We start from the raw sequence: 23,785 nt of genomic DNA on the forward strand, positions 1-23,785 counted from the left end.
TGTAAAACCCATTCTCTCGCGGAGGCGCAGGGGCGCGGAGGAAGGCTTTTGGAGAAAACCTGAAAGGCGGTCTCTCGCCAAGACGCGAAGGCGCAAAGAAGATCATTGAATCGATTTTCTTCGCGTCTTGGCGGCTTTGCGAGAGATCATGGTTTTGATATCAAAGCCCCGTGGCCGAATAACAAAGCTGTCCACTCACGGAGCCACGGAGACACGGGGTTTCTTGATCAAGTGTTTATTCTCCGCGCCCCTGCGCCTCCGCGAGAGAATCGCCTTTAGTTTTTCATCACCCGTCGCCTTTCCCCCGTGGCCCCGTGTCTCCGTGAGAGGACAGCTTTTTGGGTTCGCAACGGTTGGGCTTCGCTGCGCCCAGCCCAAGCTACGGAAATCTCGACGCAACAAAACAAAAGCCCGGCAGAGCCGGGCTTTTGTTTTACAGCGGTGAGGCAGGTTCAGTCGTTGTGGTAGCTGGTGACCCGATCCACTTCGTTCTTGGAGCCGAGCACCACCGGCACGCGCTGGTGGATGTGCTCAGGCTTCATCTCCATGATGCGCTCGCGGCCCGTGGTGCTGGCGCCGCCGGCCTGCTCGATGAGGAAACTCATCGGGTTGGCCTCGTACATGAGGCGCAGCTTGCCGGCCTGGCCCTTGGACTTGAGCTTCTCGTCCAGGGGGTACATGAAGATGCCGCCACGGGTCAGGATGCGGTGCACCTCGGCCACCATGGAGGCCACCCAGCGCATGTTGAAGTCCTTGCCGCGGGGGCCTTCCTTGCCCTGCAGGCACTCATCGATATAGCGCTTCACCGGCGCCTCCCAGAAGCGCATGTTGGAGGCGTTGATGGCGAACTCCTGGGTGTCCTCGGGGATGGTGATGTTCTCGTGGGTGAGCAGGAACTCGCCGAAGTGGCGGTCCAGGGTGAACATGTTCACGCCCTGGCCCGTGGTCAGCACCATCATGGTGGAGGGACCGTACAGGCAGTAGCCGGCGGCCACCTGCTCCACGCCGGGGCGCAGGAAGTCCTCGGTGCTGGGGTCGCCCGGGTGGACCGGGGCCTTGAGGATGGAGAAGATGGTGCCCACGGAGACGTTCACGTCGATGTTGGAGGAGCCGTCCAGGGGGTCGAACAGCACCAGGTAATGACCCCGGGGGGCGTCCTTGGGCAGCTGGCAGATCTCGTCCATCTCCTCGGAGGCGAGGCCGGCCACGTGGCCGTTGTGCTGCAGGGCCTCCATGAAGATCTCGTTGGAGATCACGTCCATCTTCTTCTGGGTCTCGCCCTGCACGTTCTCCGACTCGGCGGAGCCCAGGATGTCCACCAGGTCACCCTTGTTCACCAGGTCGGAGATCTTCTTGCAGGCCACGGCGATGTCGTTCAGCAGGCCGGTGAATTCGCCCGTGGCGCCCTTGAAGTTGCGCTGGGTCTCGATGATGTAGTTGGTAAGCGTTGTTCCGATATGCATGGTTGCGAATTTCCTAATGTTTAAGGGGAAACCGGTCCCGGGCGGGCGATCGTGGTGCGGGCCGCACGCTCGCGGGGCAGACGGCGTGGCGCGCTCCCCCGGCTTGTCCCGGGGGCTCAAGCTGTTAACCTGAGGGAGTGCGCTGCCACGAAGCCGTCAAATCAGGGGGCGTATCATAGCAAAACGCCCGGAGCGATGCGCATATCCCCATGGCGGCCCGGATTTTGCGTGCCTCAAGGGGAGGCGGGCCGCCTCCTTCACGCCACACACAGGAAACCCGGAATCCCATGCCCAACAACGTCCTCTATGCCCAGTCCGGCGGGGTGACCGCCGTCATCAATGCCAGTGCCTGCGGGGTGATCCAGACCGCCCGTGCCCTCCCGGAGACCTTCGGCAAGGTCTATGCGGGCAAGGATGGCATCCTCGGCGTGCTGCGCGAGGAACTGATCGACCTGGACCGGGAGTCCGAGGAGACCATCGCCGGCCTGCGCCACACCCCCGGCGGCGCCTTCGGTTCCTGCCGCTTCGACCTGGGCGATCCGGACACGCACCCGGAGCAGTACCGGCGCCTGGTGGAGGTGTTCCGCGCCCACGACATCGGTTACTTCTTCTATAACGGCGGCGGCGGCTCCATGGACACGGCGCTCAAGGTGGCGCGCATCGCCGACGAGATGGGCTATCCCATCGTCAGCGTGGGTGTGCCCAAGACCATCGACAACGATCTGGCCTGCACCGACACCAGCCCCGGCTTCGGCTCCGCCGCCAAGTTCATCGCCACCGTGGTGCGCGAGGCCAGCATGGACGTGGAGTCCATGGCCAGTTCCAGCACCAAGGTGTTCATCATGGAGGTGATGGGCCGCCATGCGGGCTGGCTGGCCGCCGCCGCGGCCCTGGCCCAGCAGTCCAAGGACAGCCCGCCCATGCTGATCCTCTTCGCCGAGATCCCCTTCGACCAGGCGGACTTCCTGCGCCGGCTCAACGACGTGATCGCCACCCACGGCTATTGCGTGGTGGTGGCCTCGGAAGGGCTCAAGGGCCCCGACGGAAAACTGCTCACCGTGGCCCAGTCCCACGATGTCTACGCCTATACCCAGCTGGGCGGGGTGGCCCCCATGCTGGCGGGCATGATCAAGGAGAAGACCGGCCACAAGATCCACTGGGCGGTGGCCGACTACATCCAGCGATCGGCCCGGCATATCGCCGCCCGGGTGGACGTGGAGCAGGCCTATGCCACCGGCGCCATGGCGGTGCGCTTCGCCGCCGAGGGCCACACCGGCTTCATGCCGGTGATCAAGCGTCTGTGCGACGCCCCCTACCTGTGGACCGTGGACCGGGTACCCCTGGAGCAGGTGGCCAACATCGAGCAGGGTATGCCGAGGGATTTCATCAGCGAGGGCGGCTACGGCATCACCGAGGCCTGCCGGCGCTACCTGCGCCCGCTCATCGAGGGCGAGGCCTACCCGCCCTACGAGGGCGGCCTGCCCCGCTACGTGCGCATCCGCGGCGAATTGCTGGAAAAGAAGCTGCCGGCGTTTGAGTTGAAGAAATGATTGAAAAGCCTTCGACGCAAAGACGCGAAGACGCAAAGGTTCGCAAAGAAATCTGGATGGAAAAACCCACGCGAATTTGACGCGAGCATATGGAGCTTGAGCATTTGGCATATCGGTCTTGGTAATTGGTCTGTTGTTTCTTTGCGTCTTCGCGTCTTTGCGTCAAGGCTTTTGACTTTCGTCGTCAAGAGGACAACGGAATGAAAGCGATCCGTGGCGTCCTGCTGGATCTGAGTGGCGTGCTTTACGTGGGTGATGCGCCCCTGCCCGGTGCGCTGGAGGCCCTGGCGCGGCTGCAGGCATCGGGCCTGCCGGTGCGCTACATCACCAACACCACCCGCAGCCCCCGGCGCGAGATCCATCGCATGCTCACAGCCATGGGCTTTCGCATCCCCGAGCAAGAGATCTTCACCGCCCCGGGCGCCGTGCGCGCGGCGCTTGAACGCGACGGGCTCAGGCCGCTCCTGCTCATCCATCCCGGGCTTGCCCCGGAGTTCCAGGACCTGGTGACGGACACCCCCGATGCGGTGGTGCTGGGCGATGCCGGCGAGGCCTTCAGCTATGACAATCTCAACCGCGCCTTCCGTCTGCTCATGGACGGCGCGCCCCTGCTGGCCATGGGCAGCAACCGCTACTTCAGGGAACAGGACGGCCTCAGCCTGGACATCGGTCCCTTCCTCAGGGCCCTAGAATATGCCGCCGGCGTGCAGGGCACGGTGCTCGGCAAGCCCTCGGCAGATTTCTTTCACGCCGCCGTGGCGGACATGGGCCTGGAGCCGGGCGAGGTGCTCATGGTGGGGGACGATGCGGAGGTCGACGCACAGGGCGCCCTGGACGCCGGTCTGCAGGCCTGCCTGGTCAGGACCGGCAAGTATCGCCCCGGAGACGAGGGCCGTATCGATACACACCGTGCCCGGATCGCTGACGATCTCGCGGCCCTGGTTGCCGATCTGATGCGCTGACGGGGGAGTCAAAAGACTTCAACGCAGAGGCGCAAAGACGCAAAGGTCGCAAAGGTTTTTTCAGACGAGATTCTTTGCGTCCTTCGCGCCTTTGCGCCTCTGCGTTGGATTTTTTTCCAGAGTGTTACTCACAGCAGCAACCGATACCCCGCGCCGATGGCCGCGCACACGACGAGCAGCGGGATGATGCCGACCTTGTACCGGAACAGGGCGATAAAGGCGGCAATCCCGAGCAGCGCCGAGAACCACTCGAAGTCACCCTCGAAACCCTGTGGCCACAGCACGTGCCACGCGAAGAACACGGCGAGGTTGAGGATCACACCCACCACGGCGGCGGTGATGCCGGTGAGTGGCGCGGTGAAATGCAGCTCGTGGCGGCTGGCCTCGACGGCCGGCGCGCCCACCAGGATGAACAGGAACGAGGGCAGGAAGGTGAAGAAGGTGGCCACCACCGCACCGAGGATGCCGGCCATCACCAGGGCATCCGGACCCAGGAATCCATGGGTCCAGCCGCCCACGAAGCCCACGAAGGCCACGATCATGATCAGGGGGCCCGGTGTGGACTCGCCGAGGGCCAGGCCGTCGATCATCTGGTGCGCGGTGAGCCACTGGTAGGTCTCCACGCCACCCTGGTAGACGTAGGGCAGCACCGCGTAGGCGCCGCCGAAGGTGACCAGGGCCGCCTGGGTGAAGAACACGCCCATGCGCGTGAGGGTGCCGTCCCAGCCGTACAGGCTGAACAGCAGGCCCAGCACCCCCGCCCAGAGCAGCAGGCCGATGGCGACGAAGCGCACTGCCCGGGACCAGCGAAAGCGCATCCAGTCCGCGACCGGCGTGTCGTCGTCAATGAGCGCCGGGCCGTAGCTGTTCTTTCCGCTGCCCCCATGTCCGCCGCCGAGCTGAAAGCGTGCAGGCGAGAGCCGCCCCCCGATCCAGCCGATGACGCCCGCCCCGATCACGATATAGGGGAAGGGCACGTTGAGGGCGAAGATGGCGACAAAGGCGGCAGCCGCCATGGCCCAGAGAGCGCCGTTCTTCAGTGCCCGGCTGCCGATGCGCCAGGCGGCGTGCACCACGATGGCCGTGACCGCCGGTTTGATGCCGTAGAGGATCGCCTGAACGATCGGCACGTCGCCGAAGGCCAGGTAGATCCAGGTGAGCAGGATCAGGATCAGCAGCGAGGGCAGCACGAACAGGGTGCCGGCGATGATGCCACCCAGGCTGCCGTGCATGAGCCAGCCGATGTAGGTGGCCAGCTGCTGGGCCTCGGGGCCGGGCAGGACCATGGTGTAGTTGAGCGCGTGCAGGAAGCGGTGTTCGGAGATCCAGCGCCGGCGCTCCACCAGCTCCTGGTGCATCATGCTGATCTGCCCGGCGGGGCCGCCGAAGCTCACGAAGCCCAGCTTGAGCCAGTACAGAAAGGCCTCGAACAGGCCGACGGGTGCGGGTTTATCGGTGGGCGTGGTCATGGTTGTGGCGGGCGATATTTATCACCGGCGTTGAAAACACAAAGCCTTCAACGCGAAGGCGCAAAGACGCAGAGGACGCAAAGTTAGTTAATCAAAAAGCCCTTTTGCGTCCTTCGCGTCTTTGCGCCTTCGCGTTGGATTTTACGGGGACAAGACCTACCGTTCCGGCAGGGGGATGAACTCCACCTCGTCCCCCGGCACCTTGGGGAAGGCGCCGTTCTTCCAGTTCGTCTTGGCCTGCTCGATGCGCTCCTTGCGGCTGGAGACGAAGTTCCACCAGATGTGGCGCTGGCCCAGCGCCTCGCCGCCGATCAGGGCCAGCTGGGTGTCTTCCATCGCATCGACAGTCACCGTATGGCCTTTGTGCAGCACGGCCATGCTGTGTTGATCGATCACACTGTCCATGGCCTTGAGTCTGCCCTGGACCACGTAAAGCGCCCGCTCGTCCGCGCCGTCCGGCAGCGTCAGGCGCTGGCCTGCCTTCAGGGCAGCTTCAACATAGAGCGTCTGCGCGAAGGTTCTGACGGGGGACTGCACCCCGTAGGCGGAACCGATCAGGACGCGCACAGGCACCCCGTCCACGTCCACCGAGGGGATCTGCTCGCGACCATAGTGGTGGAAGGCAGGGTCGGTCTCCTCGTCGGCCTCCGGCAGGGCTAGCCAGAGCTGCAGGCCGTCCAGGACGTTGTTGGCGGCCTTGATCTCTTCGCGCTGGCGCTCGGAATGCACGATGCCTTTGCCCGCCACCATCAGGTTGATCGCGCCGGGGGTGATGGTCAGTTCATTGCCCAGGGAGTCCCGGTGCAGCATCTCGCCCTCGAACAGGTAGGTCACTGTGGCCAGGTTGATGTGGGGGTGGGGCCTCACGTCGACCCCCTGGCCCGGTTCGAACACAGCCGGTCCCATGTGATCGAAGAAGATCCACGGCCCCACCATGCGGCGCTTGGCCGACGGCAGGGCGCGGCGCACGGTGAAACCGCCGAGGTCGTGTTCCTTGGGGACGATCATCAGGTCGATGCCGGTGCAGGGGTTTGCCTGCTCGATCGTGTCATCTTCAATGTCGGTTTCGATGCTCATGAGGGTTCCCTGTCAGGTCCTGCGGATGGGTCCATGATACATGCCGTGCGGGTCACGACGCCTTGATGAACTGATCCCGGTCTGGTTCGTTGCCGAACCGCCGCACCAGGAACTCCACGAATGTCCTGACCTTGGCCGACAGGTGGCGACGGGAGGGGTACACGGCATGGATGGAGATGTCGGCGGGGCAGTAGGCGTGCAGCACCTGCTACAGGCGTCCCGAGGCGAGGTCCGGGCCGACGATGAAGGTGGGCAGGGCGGAAAGGAAGGGTCCGCGAATGAACGCGAATGGACGCAAATACTGAAGTTCGAAAAGCTCACCGCGAAGGACGCGAAGTCCATTTTGTTTAGAACCCCTTGGCATCCTTTGCGGTCAGGCTCTTGTCTTTACCCCATTTGCGTTGATTCGCGTTCATTTGCGGACCCAGGCTTTTCATGAATGCGCCGCCACCTGGCGCCACTTGAGGAAGGCCTTCTCCAGTTCCACCAGCACGAACAGGATGACGCCGAAGGCCAGGATGCGGCCCCAGTCCTCCAGCCCCAGGGCGGCGGTGCCGAACAGGAACTGAAGTGGCGGCGCATAGGTGAACAACCCCTGCAGCACGATCAGCACGCCAACGGCGATGAGCACGGCGCGGCTGCCCAGCATGCCCTCCCGGTTGAACACCGGCTCCAGGATGTAGCGGCTGTTGAAGAGATAGAAGAGCTGGCCCATGACCAGGGTGTTGATGGCCGCGGTGCGCGCCAGCTCCAGGGCCATGCCCTGTTGTTGCATCCACAGGAAGTGACCGAAGGTGCCCGCCACCAGCAGGGCCGAGACGAACGCCACCCGCCACATGAGAAAACGCGACAGGATCGGGGTGTTGGGCGGTCGCGGCGGTCGCTTCATCACCCCGGGCTCGGTGGGCTCGAAGGCGAGCGCCAGGGCCAGGGTCACGGCGGTGACCATGTTCACCCACAGCACCTGCACCGGCGTGAGCGGCAGGGTCAGACCCAGCAGGATGGCGGCGACGATGGTGAAGGCCTGGCCGCCGTTGGTGGGCAGCAGGAACAGGATGGCCTTGCGCAGGTTGTCGTAGACGGTGCGGCCTTCTTCGACCGCATGGGCGATGGAGGCGAAGTTGTCGTCGGCCAGCACCATCTCGGCGGCTTCCTTGGCCGCCTCGGTGCCCTTGATGCCCATGGCCACGCCCACGTCGGCGCGTTTCAATGCCGGGGCGTCGTTCACGCCGTCGCCGGTCATGGCCACCACGTGGCCATGGGCCTGGATGGCGCGCACCAGGCGCAGCTTGTGCTCGGGGGTGGCGCGGGCGAACACGTCCACCTTCTGCACCACGTGCTGCATCTCCTCGTCGGAGATCTTCTCCAGTTCGTGGCCGGTCATCACGCCGCCCTCGGTGTGGATGCCTAGCTCCCGGGCAATGGCCTCGGCCGTGACGGCATGGTCACCGGTGATCATTTTCACCCGGATGCCCGCCTCCTGGCATTCCTTCACCGCTTCAATGGCCTCGTCCCGGGGCGGGTCGATGATGCCGCACAGGGCCAGCATGGTGAGCCCCCCGTCCTCGATGTCGGGGAACGCCAGGCTGCGCTTGTCCGCGTCCACGGTCTTGACCGCGAGCGCCAGCAGGCGCTGGCCCTTTGCTGCGATCTCGTCCATCTGCCGTTGCCAGCGATCGGCGTCGATCTCCCGGTCGCCGTCCGCGGTGCGTTCCTTGGCGCACACCGCCAGCACCCGCTCCGGCGCACCCTTGAGGAAGATGAAGCTTTGCTTGCCCTCGTGGTGGTGATGCAGGGTGGCCATGAACTTGTAGGAGGACTCGAAGGGGATCACGTCATCCCGTGGATGGAGTTCGTTGGTCTCCTTGTGGTCGAGTCCCGCCTTGAGGGCGGCGGTGACCAGCGAGCCCTCGGTGGGGTCCCCCTCCAGGACCCACTGGCCGTCGCGGTGGTGCAGTTCGGCGTCGTTGCACAGCAGGATGCCGCGCAGGCCCTCGGCGAGGACGGCATGGTCTTGGGGATCGATGTCCTGGCCGTCCAGTGAGAAGCCGCCATGGGGTTCGTAGCCAACCCCGCCCACCTCGAAGATCGCCTCTGCGGTGACGATGGATTTGACGGTCATCTCGTTGCGGGTCAGCGTGCCGGTCTTGTCGGAACAGATGGTGGTCACGGAGCCCAGGGTCTCCACGGCCGGAAGGCGCCGGATGATGGCGTTGCGCGCCGCCATGCGCTGCACGCCGATGGCGAGCGTGATGGTCATGATGGCGGGCAGGCCCTCGGGGATCGCGGCCACCGCGAGGCTCACCGCCGCCAGGAAGGTCTCCAGGATGTCGTAGTCCCGGAACCAGTAGCCGAAGGCAAAGGTAAAGGCGGCGAGTAGCACGATGGCCACCGACAGCCAGCGGCCGAACACCGCGATGTCACGCAGCAGCGGCGTGGTGAGCGTCTCCACCTCGCCGAGCAGGGTGGAGATGCGGCCGATCTGCGTATTCGCGCCCGTGCCCACCACCACGCCCTTGCCCTGTCCGAAGGCCACCAGGGTGCCGGAGAAGGCCATGCAGGCGCGGTCGCCCAGGTCCGCCTGCGCGTCCACGGGATCGGTCCGCTTGTCCACCGCCACCGATTCGCCGGTGAGCACCGCCTCGTCGATGCGCATGTTGTGGGTGCGCAGCAGGCGCAGATCCGCGGGGACCTTGTCGCCCGCCTGCAGGAACACGATGTCACCGGGCACCAGTTCCTCGGCGGGCACGGTGCGGCGCTGGCCGTCGCGCAGCACCAGGGCCTTGGGCGAGAGCATGTTGCGGATGGCGTCCAGCGCCTCCTCCGCCTTGCCCTCCTGGATGAAGCCGATGATGGCGTTGATCAGCACCACGCCGAGGATCACGCCGGTATCCACCCAGTGCTGCAGCAACGCCGTGCCCACCGCGGCCGCGATGAGGATGTAGATGAGCACGTTGTGGAACTGCAGCAGGAAGCGCTTGAGCGGTCCGGTGCGCTCCGGCGGCGGCAGGCGGTTGTAGCCGAAGCGTTCCAGGCGCTCGCGCGCCTGATCGGCCGTGAGACCGTTCTCGGAGACCTCCAGACGCTTCAGAGTTTCCGAGGTCTCCAGCTGATGCCAGGGGGTGTCCTGACGCGAGTGATCATTCACAGGAAGAATCTCCGGATGATGGCCTTTTCGATCTCGACGATGATGAACACGGCGGCGCCGAACAGCAGGATACGTCCCCAGTCCTGCAGGCTGAGGTTCACGGTGCCGAACAGGGCCTGCATCACGGGGGCATAGGTGAAGGCCAGCTGCAGCAGCACCAGCACGCCGATGGCGATCCACATGGCGCCGGAACGGAACAGTTCGCCGCCCAGGAGCACCGGCTGGTAGATCAGGCGCAGGTTGAGCAGGTAGAAGGCCTGTCCGGCCACCAGGGTGTTGATGGCCACGGTGCGGGCCATTTCATCGGAGACCCCCAGCACCTCTTCCATGTACACGAAATGGCCGAAGGTACCGGCCCACAGCAGGATGGCCACGAAGGGGATGCGCCAGAGCAGGAAGCCGGACAGCAGGGGCGCGTCGGGCCGGCGCGGCGGGCGTTTCATGACCCCGGGTTCGGCGGGCTGAAAGGCCAGCGCCATGGCCAGCGTCACCGAGGTGACCATGTTCACCCACAGCACCTGCACCGGCGTGAGCGGCAGGGCCAGGCCCATGAGGATGGCCATCATGATGGTGAGCGACTGCCCGGCGTTGGTGGGCAGCATGTGCAGGATGGACTTGCGGATGTTGTCGTAGACGGTGCGGCCTTCCTCCACCGCGTGGGCGATGGAGGCGAAGTTGTCGTCCGCCAGCACCATCTCGGCGGCCTGCTTGGCGGCCTCGGTGCCTTTCCTGCCCATGGCCACGCCCACGTCGGCGCGCTTGAGCGCCGGGGCGTCGTTGACCCCGTCGCCGGTCATGGCGGTGACATGGCCCTGGGCCTGCAGGGCCTGCACCAGGCGCAGCTTGTGTTCCGGGGTGGTGCGGGCGAACACGTCCGCCTCGCGCACGGCCTGCTGCAGGGCCGCGTCGTCCAGGGTCTCCAGCTCATGGCCGGCGATGGCCCGGCAGCCGTTGCCCATGCCCAGCTGTTCGCCGATGGCCCGGGCGGTCACCAGGTGATCGCCGGTGATCATCTTCACCCGGATGCCCGCCTCCTGGCATTCCTTCACCGCCGCGATGGCCTCTTCCCGGGGCGGGTCGATGATCCCGCACAGGGCCAGGAGGGTGAAGCCGCCGGCCTCCACGTCCTGGTAGGCGAGGGTGCGCTGTTCGGCGTCCGTCTCGCGCAGGGCGACTGCAAGCAGGCGCTGGCCCTGCGCTGCGATGGTCTCCATGTGCCGGTGCCAGGCGTCCCGGTCCAGGGGCGCGTCGCCGTCGGGGCGGCGTTCCTGCGTGCACAACTCCAGGACCCGTTCCGGTGCGCCCTTGAGCAGGATGCGCCCGTGGCCCTCGTGGTCGTGGTGCAGGGTGGCCATGTACTTGTGATCCGACTCGAAAGGGATCACGTCGGTGCGTGGCAGGCGCTCCTGCTGCAGGCGCATGTCCAGGCCCGCCTTGAGGGCGGCGGTGAGCAGGGCGCCCTCGGTGGGGTCACCCTCCATGAGCCACTGGCCGTCGCGCTCATGCAGTGCCGCGTCGTTGCACAGCAGGCCCGTGCGCAGGGCCTCCATGAGTGCCGGGTGCTCCTCCGGGTCGACCTCGCGCCCGTCCAGGGCGAAGCCGCCGTGGGGCGCGTAGCCCACGCCGCTCACCTGGAAGCTGTGTGCGGAGGTGACCAGGGTCTCCAGGGTCATCTCGTTACGGGTCAGGGTGCCGGTCTTGTCGGAGCAGATGGTGGTGACCGAGCCCAGGGTCTCCACCGCCGGCAGGCGGCGGATGATGGCGTTGCGCCGGGCCATCTTCTGCACGCCGATGGCCAGGGCGATGGTCATGATGGCCGGCAGACCCTCGGGGATGGTGGAGACCGCGAGGCTCACCGCCGCCAGGAACATCTCGTTGAGGGGGTAGTCCCGCACCCAGTAGCCGAAGGCGAAGGTGGCGGCGGAGATGAGCACGATCACCACCGCCAGCCAGTGGCCGAATTGCTCCACCTGGCGTACCAGGGGCGTCTCCAGGCTGTGCACCTCGCCCAGCAGGGTGGAGATGCGGCCGATCTCCGTGTGCTTGCCGGTGCCCACCACCAGGCCCACGCCCCGGCCGAAGGCCACCATGGTGCCGGAGAAGGCCATGCAGCTGCGGTCGCCCAGGGGTGCGTCCTCGGCCACGGGGTCGAGGGATTTCTCCACCGGCACGGACTCGCCGGTGAGCACCGCCTCCTCGATGCGCAGATTGCGGGCCTCCACCAGGCGCAGGTCCGCGGGCACCTGGTCACCCCCCTGCAGCAGCACCAGGTCACCCGGCACCACCTGGTCCGCGGCGATCTCCCGCCGGTGGCCGTTGCGGATCACCGTCGCCTTTGGGGAGAGCATGTTGCGGATGGCGTCCAGGGCCTTTTCCGCCTTGCCCTCCTGGATGAAGCCGATGAGGGTGTTGATGAGCACCACGGCGAGGATCACGCCGGTGTCCACCCAGTGTCCCAGCAGCGCCGTGCCCAGGGCGGCGAACAGCAGGATGTAGATGAGGATGTTGTGGAAGTGGCGCAGGAAGCGCACCAGGGCATTGGCCCGGGGCGGCGCGGGCAGGGCGTTGGGTCCGTAATGGGTCAGCCGTTTTTCCGCCTCATCATCGGTGAGACCGTCACGTCCGGTGCGCCAGAACGCCCTGGCTTCGTCCGCCGTGCGGGTGTGCCAGGCCGGGTTCTCGGGGGTTTTGTCGCCGGGGCTGTCCATGACGCGTCTCCGTGAAGTGCCAGGGACATGGTCAGGAATCCGACTGCGCTTCGCAAGGGCGACACGGGTCGGACTTGAGCGGGATCAGTCAAGCAGCGCTTGCAGCCTGATCAAGGCGGTGCCGCCCGGGGCAGGGATCCCGAGCGGCACCGGGTGGCGCTCAGAAATGGGTGCCGAACTTGGCCATCACGCGCATGTTGTCTGCATCACGGCTCACGCCTTCGAAGCGGGCGCTCTCGGTGAACTGGTAGCGGGCCTCGACGCCGATGAACAGGTTGCTGGGCATGCGGTAGTGCATGCTGCCGCCCACCTGGAAGGCCCACAGGCCGTTCTCGTCGCTGCCGATCTCGGTGCGGGCGTAGCCGATGCCCGGGCCGATGCCCAGGGACAGTTCCGGGCTCATGGTCATCATGTAATGGGTGTTGAGCTCCGCGCTGGTCATGGTGAGCGGATTGTCCTTGTAGCGGGTCACGCTCAGGTGGTGGCGCAGGTGGCCGTGGGCGGGCTGGATGAACTGGCAGTTGCCGGACAGCTCGACGCCGTAGACGAAGTCATCGCCGGCGCGGGGCACGTCCGGGAACAGCACGCCGCCGAGCACGGCGATGGCGGGATCCAGCGGGGTGCGGTCGGCCATCGCGGGGCCGGCGCCCAGCAGGGCGGTGGCGGTGGCCAGCGGGATCAGGGTGTGACGCAGGGACATGGGGAGCCTCCTGTGATTGGGTGGTGGGTGAACGGGGCACAGTGTGCGCAAGGCGCGGGTGGGTTTCTGTGATCAGGTCACGGAATGTTGCGAAGCGTGAGGGGTGAGGCGTGAGGCGAAAGGCGGGTTTGCCACAGAAACCAAGGGGTCAGAGTCGTTGAAAAGCAAGCTTCAAGTTCTAACGACTTGACCAGTTGGTTTTTTCAACGACTTTGACCCCTTGGTTCAAGCCCGACCCACAACGGATCTCTTTGAATCATTTCTCTGTGACCTCTGTGTCCTCTGTGGCTGAAAGCAATCCCATGCGAACCACCAGGCCCGCTTAGCGGAACGGTGCAGTCTGTGAATCGAAGGGGCAAATCAGGGGCGCACAGGTCTGTGTCACTTCCGCGTCATCCATGGTGACCAGTGTCTGCCGGTACTGGGCGTTGTCGGGCGCGAGCGCCACGGCGCAGCGGGCGGCCTGGCGGGCCTGCTCGCCGCAACCCTGCGCCTTGAGCACGTGGGCCAGGTTGTTCCAGCCGGCGTGGGCCTCGGGCTGATGTTCGATGAGGGCGCGGAAGGCGGCCTCGGAGGCCGCGAGCTCCCCCTGTGCATAGCGCAGGTTGCCCAGGGCGATCCAGCTGATGGGCTGCTCCGGCCATTGCCGGGTGGCGGTCTCGTAGGCCGCTGCGGCCGCCTCGGTGCGGCCGATCTGTTCCAGGTTGTTGGCGGCGCGCAGCCAGGGCAGGGCCTCGCCCGTGGCGGGCACCTGCTCCGGGGGCAGGGTGATGAAGGCCCAGCGATCACCCCGTCGCCAGGTGCGCTCGAAGCGGCTGAAGCTGTTCACGTGGCGCTCGATGGTGCCGGAGCGCAACACGATCTCCCGGGCCGGCAGGTCGTAGCCGATCACCACCGCGTAGTGCCAGTAGGGGGCAAAGTTCACGCCGAGGTTCTGGAACACCAGCACCGGGTGGCCGGCGGCCACCTCCCGCAGCACGTCTTCCAGGCGGGGATTCAGCGGATAGGCCACCAGTCCCCGGGCGCGGGCGGCGGCGAGCATCTCCGTCCGCAGGCTGCCCTGGCGTTCCGGGATGTAGACCTCGGAGACCAGGGCGTCCGGATGGGTGTCGACCCCCAGGTCCACCAGCAGGGTGGCCAGGGCCGCCGGGCCGCACTGGTAATCCTCCTGGGGGAAGAAGGGCACGTGCGTGAGTTCCACCCGCTCGGGCAGGTCCGGCGGTGCGTCCCGGGCGAGTTGCTTGCTCTGGGGGGCGGTGGCGCAGCCTGAGCCCAGCAGGGCAACGAGCAGCAGGGAAAAGAAGACGCCCGCCAGGTGGCGGGCGTCGCGGGCACTGCGGGTCATCAACGGATGGGACGGATGAAGGAGAAGATGTCCGTCACGCCCAGGGCATCGAGCAGCACCAGGATCAGGAAGATGATGAGCACCGTCTCCACCACGCCGGCGCCTGCGGGCAGTTCGGCCAGGCGCTGGTTGAGCTCGGCCACTTCCGCGTCGGTCATGCGCGAGACCCGTTCCTGGGCCGCTTCGGGGGAGACGCCCATGCGCTCCATCTGTTCGCGGATGTCATCCCGTGACAGGGTCTGCATCAGGGTGGCGCGGTCCACGTGCGCCTGTTCGCTGGCCAGCAGTTCCCCGGTGCCCACCATGGAGGCGTGCAGGGGGGAAGTCACGATGGCGAACAGCAGCAGCGTGGCGGCCAGGGTGACGAGGGTGCGAAGTTCGGATTTCATCATGATCGTGACTCCTTAATCCGGCCGCGCCTCAGCGCGCCGGACGGATGAACGGGAAGATGTCCGTGGCGCCGATCACGTCGGTGATCACGAACACGATGAACAGCAGCAGCACCACGCCCAGCACGCTGGCGCTGCCCACCGGCAGTTCGTCGAGGCGCTCGTTGAGGGCGACCACTTCCGCGTCGGTCATGCGCGCCACACGCTCGGCGGCCTGGGCGGGATCCACACCCATGGTGGCGAGCTGCTCGCGCACGTCGTCGCGGGACAGGGTGGCCATGAGGCGCTCACGATCGGCCAGGGACTGTTCGGTGGCGAGCAGTTCGCCGGTGCCGATCATGCCGGCAAAGGCGGGGCTCAGGGTGCCGCCCAGCAGGGCGAAGATACAGAGCAGGACGAGTACACGTCGAATGTAGTTGTTCTTGATCATGACGTACGGCCTCCGGGGATCCATGGATGGATAAACCGAGTACATTCTGTGCGGGTGTTTGTACGGGCGTCAATCGCTGACGCCGGGCGGTTCCCGATTTTGTGGTCTCTGTCAGGCTTGATCCGCGTGTTACGCTAGCCCGGTTCGTCTTCTCCACCGGCTCACGATCGGAACCCCTGCATGCAGCGCGCGTCGCGGAAAGAGATCTTCGGCTGGGCGATGTTCGACTTCGCCAACCAGGCCTACACCCTGCTGATCATCACCGTGGTGTTCGGCGATCTGTTCACCCGGGTGATCGTGGGCGATGCGGATCAGGGCTACCGGCTGGGCAACCTGTTGTGGAGCGTGGCGCTGGCGGTGAGTTATCTCGCGGTGGTGATCGCAGGCCCGGTGTGCGGTGCGATCATGGACTACTCCGCCGCCCGCAAGCGCTTCCTGTTCGCCAGCTACCTGATGACCGTGGTCACCACGGCGCTGTTGTACTTCGTCGCCCCGGGCTACATCTGGCTGGGCATGCTGCTCATTATCCTGTCCAACTTCGCCTACGCCATCGGCGAATCCTTCATCGCCAGTTTCCTGCCCGACCTGGGCCCGCCGGAGACCCTGGGCTGGATCTCCGGCTTCGGCTGGGCCCTTGGCTACGTGGGCGGTCTGGTGTCCACCGCCTTCGCGCTGCTGTTCCTGGGCGAGGTGAGCCTGGAGAACTTCGACAACGTGCGCTGGGTGGGGCCCTTCGCCGCAGGCTTCTTCCTGGTGACCGCCATTCCCACCTTCCTCTGGCTCCAGGAACGGGGTCGCCGTCGGCGCCTGACGCGGGGTGCCAGTTATCTCTGGCTGGGGGTGCGGCGAGTGCAGGCCACCCTGGCCACCGTGGGCAGTCACCGGGACCTGGCCTGGCTGCTGGTGTCGGTGTTCTTCGCCATGGCGGGCATCTACATCATCATCTCCTTCACCTTCATCTACGGCGCCCAGGTGGTGCGCTGGGACGAGCAGACCCGGGTGATCATGTTCGTGGTGGTGCAGCTCACCGCTGCCGCCGGCGCCCTGGGCTTCGGCTATCTGCAGGACCACATCGGCGCCAAGCTCACCTACGGGATCAGCCTGTCGCTCTGGCTGCTGGCGGTGCTGCTCATCTTCGGCACGCCGCAGATCGCCCACTGGCTCACGGCTGTGACCGGCAGCAGCGTCGCGCCCCAGCAGGTGTTCCTGGTGGTGGGATCGGTGGCGGGCGTGTGCCTGGGTTCAGTGCAGTCCGCAGGCCGCGCCCTGGTGGGCCAGTTCGCGCCCCGGCTCAAGGCGGCGGAGTTCTTCGGCTTCTGGGGGTTGTCCAGCAAGCTGGCGGCCATCGTCGGCCTGCTGGGCATCGGCGTGCTGCAGGCCTGGGTGGGTCTGCAGGCGGCGATCCTGCTGTGTCTGCTACTCTTTGCCCTGGCCCTGGTGGCCATTCTGCCCATCAACGAGGCCCGCGGGCGGGCCGCCGCCCTCGCCAGGCCGCGGCCGGCCTGAGGCAACGAACGGGGAGTCCTGTCATGCACGTCACTGCCGTCTATCCCGGTACCTTCGATCCCATCACCAACGGACACACGGACATCGTGCGTCGGGCGACCCGCCTGTTCGATCGGGTGGTGGTGGCGGTGGCGGCCAGCCCCGCCAAGCAGCCCTTCTTCAACCTGGACGAGCGGGTGAGGTTGGCCCGGGATGCCCTGTCCGGCCTGGGCAACGTGGAGGTGACGGGCTTTAGCGGTCTGCTGGCGAAGTTCATGCGGGCGCAGCAGGCCCAGGTGATCCTGCGCGGCCTGCGCGCGGTCTCCGACTTCGAGCATGAGTTCCAGTTGGCCGGCATGAACCGCCACCTGGCCCCGGAGCTGGAGACCCTGTTCCTCACCCCCGCCGAGGAGTTCGCCTACGTCTCCTCAAGCCTGGTGCGGGAAATTGCCGCGCTGGGCGGCGATGTCTCACACTTCGTCTCTGGACCTGTCGAGGCTGCGCTCAGGGCGCGCATGGGATAAAATACGCCCCTTTGCGCCTGCGCCGAGACGCTGGCATGTGACGGAATTGCAAGAGGAAATCCCCATGGCCCTGATGATCACCGACGAATGCATCAACTGCGATGTGTGCGAGCCCGAGTGCCCCAACGGCGCCATTTCTGCCGGTGACGAGATCTACGTCATCGACCCGGCCCTGTGCACCGAGTGCGTGGGCCACTACGACACCCCCCAGTGCGTGGAGGTCTGCCCCGTGGACTGCATCCCCAAGGATCCGGACATGGTGGAGAGCAAGGAGGCACTGATGGCCAAGTACGAACAGCTTATGGCCCTGAAGGCCTGATGTTCGGGGTGGCGGAATCGATACATGCAAGGGGCCCCATGGGCCCCTTGTCACGTCTGGCGCGCCGCGTCGCTCTGACCGTAGGTCGGCCTTCAGGCCGACGGCGCAGTGTCCGTCCCACAGCGTGTTGTCGGCCTGAAGGCCGACCTGCGATCCTGCTCGTACTCACCCTGCTGCTGTTCGCGGGTGTCGCGTCGGCCACCGAGCGCCCCGGCGTCCACGCCATCGCCTCGGCCCACCCGCTGGCCACGGCGGCGGGCCACGAGGTGCTGGAACGGGGCGGCAATGCCTTCGACGCCGCCATCGCCGTCACCGCCGCCCTGGGGGTGGTGGAACCCTATGGTTCCGGCATCGGCGGCGGCGGCTTTTTCCTGCTGCACCGCGCCGAAGACGGTTTCCAGACCATGCTGGATGGGCGCGAGACCGCCCCCGGCGCCGCCCACCGGGACATGTACCTGGATGCGCAGGGCGAAGTGATCCCGAACCTCTCCGTGGACGGGCCCCTGTCCGCCGGTATCCCCGGCACGCCCGCGGCCCTGGTGCACCTGGCCGAGCGCTACGGCGCCCTGCCGCTCGCGGATTCCCTGGCCCCCGCCGTGCGCCTGGCCCGGGACGGCTTCCCCGTGGATGCCGTGTACCGGCGCATGGCCACCTTCCGCCTGCCGGCCCTGAACGCCCATCCCGAGGTGGCCCGGGTGCTGCTGGACAACGGGCGCGTGCCCGCGGAAGGCACGATCATCCGCCAGCCGGACCTGGCCGATACCCTGGAACGTCTGGGCCGGGAGGGCTTCGAGGGATTCTATGGCGGCGAACTGGCGCAGCGCCTGGTGCAGGGCGTGCGCGAGGCCGGCGGCATCTGGACCCTGGAGGACCTGGCGAACTACCGGGTGGTGGAGCGCGAACCGGTGCGCGGCGAGTACCGGGGCTACCGCATCACCGCCGCCTCTCCGCCGTCCTCCGGCGGCGTGGCCCTGATCAGCATCCTCAACCAGCTGTCCCACTACGACCTGGCCGCACTGGACCGCGTTACCCGCACCCACCTGATGGTGGAGGCCATGCGCCGCGCCTACCGGGACCGGGCCGAGTACCTGGGTGATCCCGACTTCGTGGACATGCCCCTGGCCCGTCTGCTGAGCCCCGACTACGCGGCCGGCCTGCGCGCCACCATCCACCCGGAGCGCGCCACCCCCAGCGAGCTGCTGCCCGTGGTGCTGGAACCCGCGCTGGAGAGCGAGCAGACCAGCCATTTCTCCGTGCTGGATGCCGAGGGCAACCGGGTGGCGGCCACCATCACCATCAACTACCCCTTCGGCTCCGGCTTCATGCCGCCAGGCACCGGCGTGCTGCTCAACGACGAGATGGACGACTTCTCCGCCAAGCCCGGCGTGCCCAACGTCTACGGCCTGGTGGGCGCCGAGGCCAACGCCATCGCGCCGAACAAGCGCATGCTCTCAAGCATGACGCCGGCCTTCGTGGAAAACGACGCGCGCCTCGCCATCCTCGGCACCCCCGGCGGCAGCCGCATCATCACCATGGTGCTGCTGGGCGCGATGGAGTTCATGGAAGGCGGCGATGCCGGGACCATCGTGTCGCTGCCCCGTTTCCATCACCAGTACCTGCCCGACGAGATCCAGTTCGAAGTGGACGCCTTCGATGCCCCAACCCTGCAGGGTCTCCAATCACGCGGTCACAGCCTCGCCCCCCAGGCGCGGCGCTTCGGCAACATGCAGGCCATCGTGTGGGATCGGAGCAGTGGAGAAGTCAGTGCCGCCTCCGATCCGCGCGGGATCGGTGAGGCGGTGGTGAAGTAGTTTGGAAGCGCTTTTTTAAAAGCCTCGACGCAGAGGCGCAAAGACGCAGAGGGGATCAAGGTGTGTGGGCCAAAAAGAGCATTCCCGCCTGCGATTCCTGGTGAGTCCAGCCGGGCAGAGCAGCAACCCGCATCCGCCGTCCCGGCGAATCCCCCCACCCTGCGCGCGCAGCACCACGGAAACATGCGCTAAGCTTGGGTCATGCGCCCTCTCCTGTATCCCCTTCAGAAGACTCAGACCGAAAGCGAGGTTATGCCGGCGACGTCGTTAACCCTTGGCCCGTGAGGCCTGCTCGATCGCGTCAACGGTGGGTGTAATGAGGGCAATTCTGTATAACATCTTGAATCAGGGGTGCTATACAGAATCCGTATATCACCGATATGACAGAATCTGTCTAACATACTGTTAGGCATAAAAAAGGAGGAAAACACGTGTCAGAAGATATTAAGGCTCTTCGAGAATCGCTAGAAAACGCTTCCATTGAGGATCAGAAGAAAATATTGGAAATCTTCATGTTTTCTCGCACCGATGAGCGTGTGCTAGAAGGAATACGTATCGCCAATGAATCTTGTCTGTATGAATCACAGGAATTCGTTATTTCAAGCCATGTAAAGGAGTAAGGCAATATGCCAGCAAGATCAGAGATACAACAAGAAATTGAATCAACAAGGAATAGTGCGCAAGATACCATTCGGAGGAGGTATATTCACGACTTAGCCCAATACACAGGGCGAGATACAATCCTTTACATGTCTGGGTTTACTTCTATAAAAGCCCCAATGCTACCTCCCACGCTCCAGTCCATAACGGTTGAAGATATTCAAGGCTTTATGGCCGCGTTAAATGGGCTCAAAGGGAAACAACTGGATTTGATCTTGCATAGCCCTGGTGGGTCATTAGAAGCTGCTGATCAAATCGTTCAATACTTGCGTTCAAAATACGAACACATTAGAGCAATAATTCCGCAAAATGCCATGTCGGCAGCAACAATGATTGCCTGCGCCTGTGATGAAATCATGATGGGGAAGCAGAGTGCAATTGGGCCAATTGATCCACAGATCACACTTCCTGGGCCACACGGACAATTTACGGCACCAGCACAATCAATTCTCGATGACTTCGAAAAAGCGAAGGCATCTATTCTTGATGATCCTAGAACAGCTCCTTTGTGGATTACGCGAATAAACAGTCTTCCCCCAGGAATATTGAACATTTGTAATAACACAATCGCTAATTCAAAAACGAAAGTTGCGGAGTGGCTTAACTCATATATGTTCAAGAACTCCGAGGAGAAAAAAGGAGACGAAATCGCAGAGTGGCTAGGTAGTGCGAGTGAGCATAGAACCCATGGTCGTCCAATCGGTATTACATTGGCGGATAGCAAGGGGCTTAATGTGATATCCCTCGAAACAGATCAGGAATTGCAGGACAAAGTATTGTCCGTATTTCATGCAGCCGCAGTTACAATGGATGTAACTCCAGTTGTGAAGATGATAGAGAACAACATTGATAAGGGCTGGTTCTTGGCTGTAGAAATGGTTCAACAGCAGGTACCTATGCCTAACAAGGCCATGCAGCCGACGCGCTAACGCGCGCGTCTGATGGCAGGCGTTAGCGGCAACAACTGAACAGTAAGGAGATCATGGCGATGAAAAATGAATATACCGCTGTTGTAAAACAGGAAGGCGATTGGTGGGTAGGTTGGATTGAGGAAGTCCCTGGGGTGAATTGCCAGGAAAAGACCTACGAAGAGCTAAGAGAGACGTTGGAAGTTACGCTGAGGGAAGCTCTGGAATTCAACCGTGAGGATGCGCGGACCGCCGCTGGCAGCGGCTTTAAGGAAGAAAAAATCGCTATATGAAGAGGAATGAGCTTCTCAAGTATCTGCGCAGCCAAGGATGCGATCTCTTGAGGGAAGGTGGTAAGCATTCATGGTGGCATAACCCTGCTCAGAATAAACGGTCAGCGATCCCCCGACATTCAGAAATCAAGGACATCTTAGCGAGGAAGATATGCAAGGACCTTGGTATAGAGCCGGTAAAATAGCCGCTAACAAGGCGCTGCACTTGACCGTTTTCTCGCTGCGCGCAAAAACGGCAAGTGAGCTTGGTCGTTATGTGCAAGGAAAATAGATGAGTCCTACGGTATTCAGAGAGAAAGGATATCGGTTCTTCTTTTTCTCGCGTGAAGAATCGCGAATGCACGTGCATGTGGTGTCCGGAGATGGCGAAGCGAAGTTCTGGCTTGAACCGGAAATTCAGCTTGCAACAACCTACAGGTACAATCGGCAACAGCTGAAAGAAATCGAGTCTCTAATCGAGGAACACTATCATGAGCTTATCAGCGCATGGCAACACTACTTTGGCGGTTGAAGTAACAAACATTTCCACTCACGGCATTTGGTTGTTAGCGCATGACCAAGAACTATTCATGTCATATGAAGAATTTCCTTGGTTCAAGGATCAGCCGGTAAAAGTAATTATGAATGTGGAGGAGCTTTCTCCTGGGCATTTCTATTGGCCCGATATCGATGTGGATCTCACGCAGGAAATTATCGAGCATCCAGAGCGTTTCCCAAATAAGGCAAAGGGCATATAACAAGCACATCCAACCCGGAATCCTGGGGACAGTGTACCCAGGATTCGATGACTAAGTTGACCAAATTCGATGCCGCAGAATACCTGGATAGCGAAGAGGTAATTGCAGAATACCTCAATGCTGCGCTAGAGGACGAAGGTCCAAATGTATTTCTGGTGGCTATTGGCGATATTGCAAAGGCACGAGGGATGACGGAGCTGGCCAGGGAAGCTGGGCTTGGTCGAGAGAGCCTGTATAAGGCATTAGCTCCCGGTGCAAAGCCGCGATATGACACCGTTATGACATGAAGGCCGAAGGGGTCGGACCACGGTAACCACCTGATGCGCTTGAGAAAGACTCCGAAAATCGCGTGTAATTCTCCCTTAGAGCTGCAATTTTTACCTCCAAATGGCCGTTCCACGGAGGACGCTCACGCCGAGTAGGGGCGCATGACTCAGATGCCTGATTCTTTTGCCCCATTTGTTAACTGTCGCGTGGCTAACCAGTGTCCGCCCGTGGGGGTATATGCGCGCCAACGGTGCGCTTCTATCGCAAGACGTGTGTCGGTCCCAATGCCGGGGGCTTGTGCTCGCTGATCCGGCGCAGCAAGAGGAAGGATCTCCTTGGATTTCCTCCACTACGAGTTTGCCCGTTCCGGCGTCGAGACCAGCTTGTGGTTACCGCCCCTGGTGGCGTTTCTCATCTCGCTGGTTACCTCGATGGTGGGTGTCTGCGGCGCATTCCTGCTGCTGCCGTTTCAGATCAGCGTGCTGAATTACACGGCACCATCGGTGAGTGCGACCAACCTGGTCTTCAATCTCATTGCGATACCCTCGGGCGTCTACCGGTTCATCCGCGAGGGGCGAATGCTGTGGCCGCTCAACTGGGTGATCGTGGCGGGCACCTTGCCAGGCGTGGGCGTCGGTTATTACGTGCGTGTCTACCACCTGCAGGACCCAGGCCTGTTCAAGGTGTTTGTCGGCATGGTGCTGCTGTATCTCTCGCTGCGCCTGCTGGCGGAACTAGCGCCCTGGCGGCGCAGAGGCCGAAAGAGCGCGCCGGGAATGAAGCCCGGGTCGGTTGCGCGAAACGCGACTATCGCGCCTTCAAGGATCACCTTCACCTTCGGCAGTGACACGTATTCGTTCAGCCTTCCGGCAATGGCGCTGCTTGCATTCTCGGTCGGCATTATCGGCGGCATCTATGGCATCGGCGGTGGCGCGATCATTGCCCCGTTCTGCGTCGCGATCTTCGGACTGCCGGTCTACACGGTGGCGGGCGCGGCGCTGGCGGCAACCTTCATCACATCGATTGCCGGGGTCCTGCTCTACAGCCTGCTGCCCGCGCCCCCCGGGGTTGCCACCCAACCGGACTGGCTGCTGGGTGGGCTGTTCGGTATCGGCGGCGCACTTGGCATGTATGTCGGTGCGCGACTGCAACGCCACGTGCCTCACGGCGCACTGAAGCTGCTGCTCGGGGCCGTGATTCTCCTGCTCGCCATGTACTACCTTACGGAACTGCTGACCTTGATGTAGTCAGGCGGTGGCGGCTACGAAGGCGCCATGGCCAGGTCGTCTCCCGATGTAGCGGAAGTGTTTATTGATCAATTTCCGCACCGCACGCGCCTGTGGCATGACATTGCTTGAGCAGAGGATCACGGGGTCGGGCCACGAAAACGAAGAACCGAGGCAGCGAGCAATTGCTACTAACCTTCCCAAATCCAAATCCGGTGACAGTATACCCAATCATTGCATAAATTTGACGCAACCAGGTTTCAGGCTGCTTGCTTCAAGGTATTCAGGTAATGCAACAGCTCGGATTTCACGGC

General features: G+C 63.7%; 23 protein-coding genes. 13 read left to right on the forward strand and 10 right to left on the reverse strand.

Features of this window, described 5'->3' with window-relative positions; translation table 11 throughout:
- Window positions 1-452: 452 nt before the first annotated feature.
- Window positions 453-1,463, reverse strand: a complete 1,011-nt coding sequence (locus D580_RS0113420; protein WP_018954887.1) for a class 1 fructose-bisphosphatase — start codon at window positions 1,461-1,463, stop codon at window positions 453-455.
- A 287-nt stretch (window positions 1,464-1,750) separates the two neighbouring features.
- On the opposite strand from D580_RS0113420, the gene D580_RS0113425 reads away from it, so the two are divergent.
- Both D580_RS0113425 and D580_RS0113430 read left to right on the forward strand, forming a co-directional pair.
- Window positions 1,751-3,013 carry a 6-phosphofructokinase gene (locus D580_RS0113425; RefSeq protein WP_018954888.1) on the forward strand — a complete coding sequence of 421 codons (1,263 nt, stop codon included), beginning with the start codon at window positions 1,751-1,753 and terminating at the stop codon, window positions 3,011-3,013.
- 200 nt (window positions 3,014-3,213) lie between these two features.
- Window positions 3,214-3,975, forward strand: a complete 762-nt coding sequence (locus tag D580_RS0113430; protein ID WP_018954889.1) for a TIGR01458 family HAD-type hydrolase — start codon at window positions 3,214-3,216, stop codon at window positions 3,973-3,975.
- 128 nt (window positions 3,976-4,103) lie between these two features.
- Here D580_RS0113430 and chrA read toward each other — a convergent pair whose 3' ends face one another.
- From chrA to D580_RS0113475, 9 genes are all read right to left on the reverse strand, one after another.
- Entirely contained in the window at window positions 4,104-5,444 is a 1,341-nt protein-coding gene (gene chrA, locus D580_RS0113435; protein WP_018954890.1) for a chromate efflux transporter, read from the reverse strand.
- A 156-nt stretch (window positions 5,445-5,600) separates the two neighbouring features.
- Window positions 5,601-6,521 (reverse strand): pirin family protein, encoded by a 921-nt coding sequence (locus D580_RS0113440; RefSeq protein WP_018954891.1) that lies wholly within the window; start codon window positions 6,519-6,521, stop codon window positions 5,601-5,603.
- Window positions 6,522-6,573: 52 nt separating this feature from the next.
- The gene (locus D580_RS16365; protein ID WP_018954892.1) at window positions 6,574-6,726 is read right to left on the reverse strand and encodes a hypothetical protein; all 153 of its coding nucleotides are present in this window, start codon (window positions 6,724-6,726) and stop codon (window positions 6,574-6,576) included.
- 228 nt (window positions 6,727-6,954) lie between these two features.
- Window positions 6,955-9,669 carry a cation-transporting P-type ATPase gene (locus D580_RS0113450; RefSeq protein ID WP_018954893.1) on the reverse strand — a complete coding sequence of 905 codons (2,715 nt, stop codon included), beginning with the start codon at window positions 9,667-9,669 and terminating at the stop codon, window positions 6,955-6,957.
- Window positions 9,666-12,377 carry a cation-transporting P-type ATPase gene (locus D580_RS0113455; protein ID WP_018954894.1) on the reverse strand — a complete coding sequence of 904 codons (2,712 nt, stop codon included), beginning with the start codon at window positions 12,375-12,377 and terminating at the stop codon, window positions 9,666-9,668. The genes D580_RS0113450 and D580_RS0113455 overlap by 4 nt, the downstream gene beginning before the upstream one ends.
- Window positions 12,378-12,537: 160 nt before the next feature.
- Window positions 12,538-13,077, reverse strand: coding sequence for a hypothetical protein (locus D580_RS0113460; RefSeq protein ID WP_018954895.1), 540 nt, complete (start codon window positions 13,075-13,077; stop codon window positions 12,538-12,540).
- 322 nt (window positions 13,078-13,399) lie between these two features.
- A complete protein-coding gene (locus D580_RS0113465; protein ID WP_018954896.1) occupies window positions 13,400-14,422 on the reverse strand; it encodes a PA2778 family cysteine peptidase in 1,023 nt (340 codons plus the stop codon).
- The gene (locus tag D580_RS0113470; RefSeq protein ID WP_018954897.1) at window positions 14,422-14,814 is read right to left on the reverse strand and encodes a DUF6627 family protein; all 393 of its coding nucleotides are present in this window, start codon (window positions 14,812-14,814) and stop codon (window positions 14,422-14,424) included. Before D580_RS0113470 ends, D580_RS0113465 begins: the two co-directional genes overlap by 1 nt.
- A gap of 28 nt (window positions 14,815-14,842) precedes the next feature.
- The gene (locus D580_RS0113475) at window positions 14,843-15,241 is read right to left on the reverse strand and encodes a DUF6627 family protein (RefSeq protein WP_018954898.1); all 399 of its coding nucleotides are present in this window, start codon (window positions 15,239-15,241) and stop codon (window positions 14,843-14,845) included.
- Window positions 15,242-15,421: 180 nt separating this feature from the next.
- On the opposite strand from D580_RS0113475, the gene D580_RS0113480 reads away from it, so the two are divergent.
- The 11 genes from D580_RS0113480 (at window position 15,422) to D580_RS0113520 (ending at window position 23,492) form a co-directional block, all read left to right on the forward strand.
- Window positions 15,422-16,747 (forward strand): MFS transporter, encoded by a 1,326-nt coding sequence (locus tag D580_RS0113480; protein ID WP_018954899.1) that lies wholly within the window; start codon window positions 15,422-15,424, stop codon window positions 16,745-16,747.
- Between the two features lie 23 nt (window positions 16,748-16,770).
- Window positions 16,771-17,250, forward strand: coding sequence for a pantetheine-phosphate adenylyltransferase (coaD, locus tag D580_RS0113485; RefSeq protein ID WP_018954900.1), 480 nt, complete (start codon window positions 16,771-16,773; stop codon window positions 17,248-17,250).
- A 64-nt stretch (window positions 17,251-17,314) separates the two neighbouring features.
- Window positions 17,315-17,569, forward strand: coding sequence for a YfhL family 4Fe-4S dicluster ferredoxin (locus tag D580_RS0113490; RefSeq protein WP_018954901.1), 255 nt, complete (start codon window positions 17,315-17,317; stop codon window positions 17,567-17,569).
- Window positions 17,570-17,607: 38 nt separating this feature from the next.
- Entirely contained in the window at window positions 17,608-19,380 is a 1,773-nt protein-coding gene (gene ggt / locus D580_RS0113495) for a gamma-glutamyltransferase (RefSeq protein ID WP_231363560.1), read from the forward strand.
- A gap of 626 nt (window positions 19,381-20,006) precedes the next feature.
- Window positions 20,007-20,969, forward strand: coding sequence for an SDH family Clp fold serine proteinase (locus D580_RS16370; protein ID WP_081617291.1), 963 nt, complete (start codon window positions 20,007-20,009; stop codon window positions 20,967-20,969).
- Between the two features lie 59 nt (window positions 20,970-21,028).
- A complete protein-coding gene (locus D580_RS0113505; protein WP_018954904.1) occupies window positions 21,029-21,241 on the forward strand; it encodes a type II toxin-antitoxin system HicB family antitoxin in 213 nt (70 codons plus the stop codon).
- On the forward strand, window positions 21,238-21,426 hold the full coding sequence (locus tag D580_RS16375) for a type II toxin-antitoxin system HicA family toxin (RefSeq protein WP_081617292.1): 189 nt from the start codon (window positions 21,238-21,240) through the stop codon (window positions 21,424-21,426). The genes D580_RS0113505 and D580_RS16375 overlap by 4 nt, the downstream gene beginning before the upstream one ends.
- An 86-nt stretch (window positions 21,427-21,512) precedes the next feature.
- The gene (locus tag D580_RS15670) at window positions 21,513-21,752 is read left to right on the forward strand and encodes a DUF4160 domain-containing protein (RefSeq protein WP_038043747.1); all 240 of its coding nucleotides are present in this window, start codon (window positions 21,513-21,515) and stop codon (window positions 21,750-21,752) included.
- Window positions 21,712-21,978, forward strand: coding sequence for a DUF2442 domain-containing protein (locus D580_RS16380; RefSeq protein ID WP_081617293.1), 267 nt, complete (start codon window positions 21,712-21,714; stop codon window positions 21,976-21,978). Before D580_RS15670 ends, D580_RS16380 begins: the two co-directional genes overlap by 41 nt.
- Window positions 21,979-22,025: 47 nt before the next feature.
- Window positions 22,026-22,265, forward strand: a complete 240-nt coding sequence (locus tag D580_RS16385) for an addiction module antidote protein (protein ID WP_081617294.1) — start codon at window positions 22,026-22,028, stop codon at window positions 22,263-22,265.
- Between the two features lie 315 nt (window positions 22,266-22,580).
- Window positions 22,581-23,492, forward strand: a complete 912-nt coding sequence (locus tag D580_RS0113520) for a sulfite exporter TauE/SafE family protein (protein ID WP_018954907.1) — start codon at window positions 22,581-22,583, stop codon at window positions 23,490-23,492.
- Window positions 23,493-23,785: the final 293 nt, after the last annotated feature.

Source organism: Thioalkalivibrio sulfidiphilus, from assembly GCF_000377945.1.
GTDB lineage: Bacteria > Pseudomonadota > Gammaproteobacteria > Ectothiorhodospirales > Ectothiorhodospiraceae > Thioalkalivibrio_A > Thioalkalivibrio_A sulfidiphilus_A.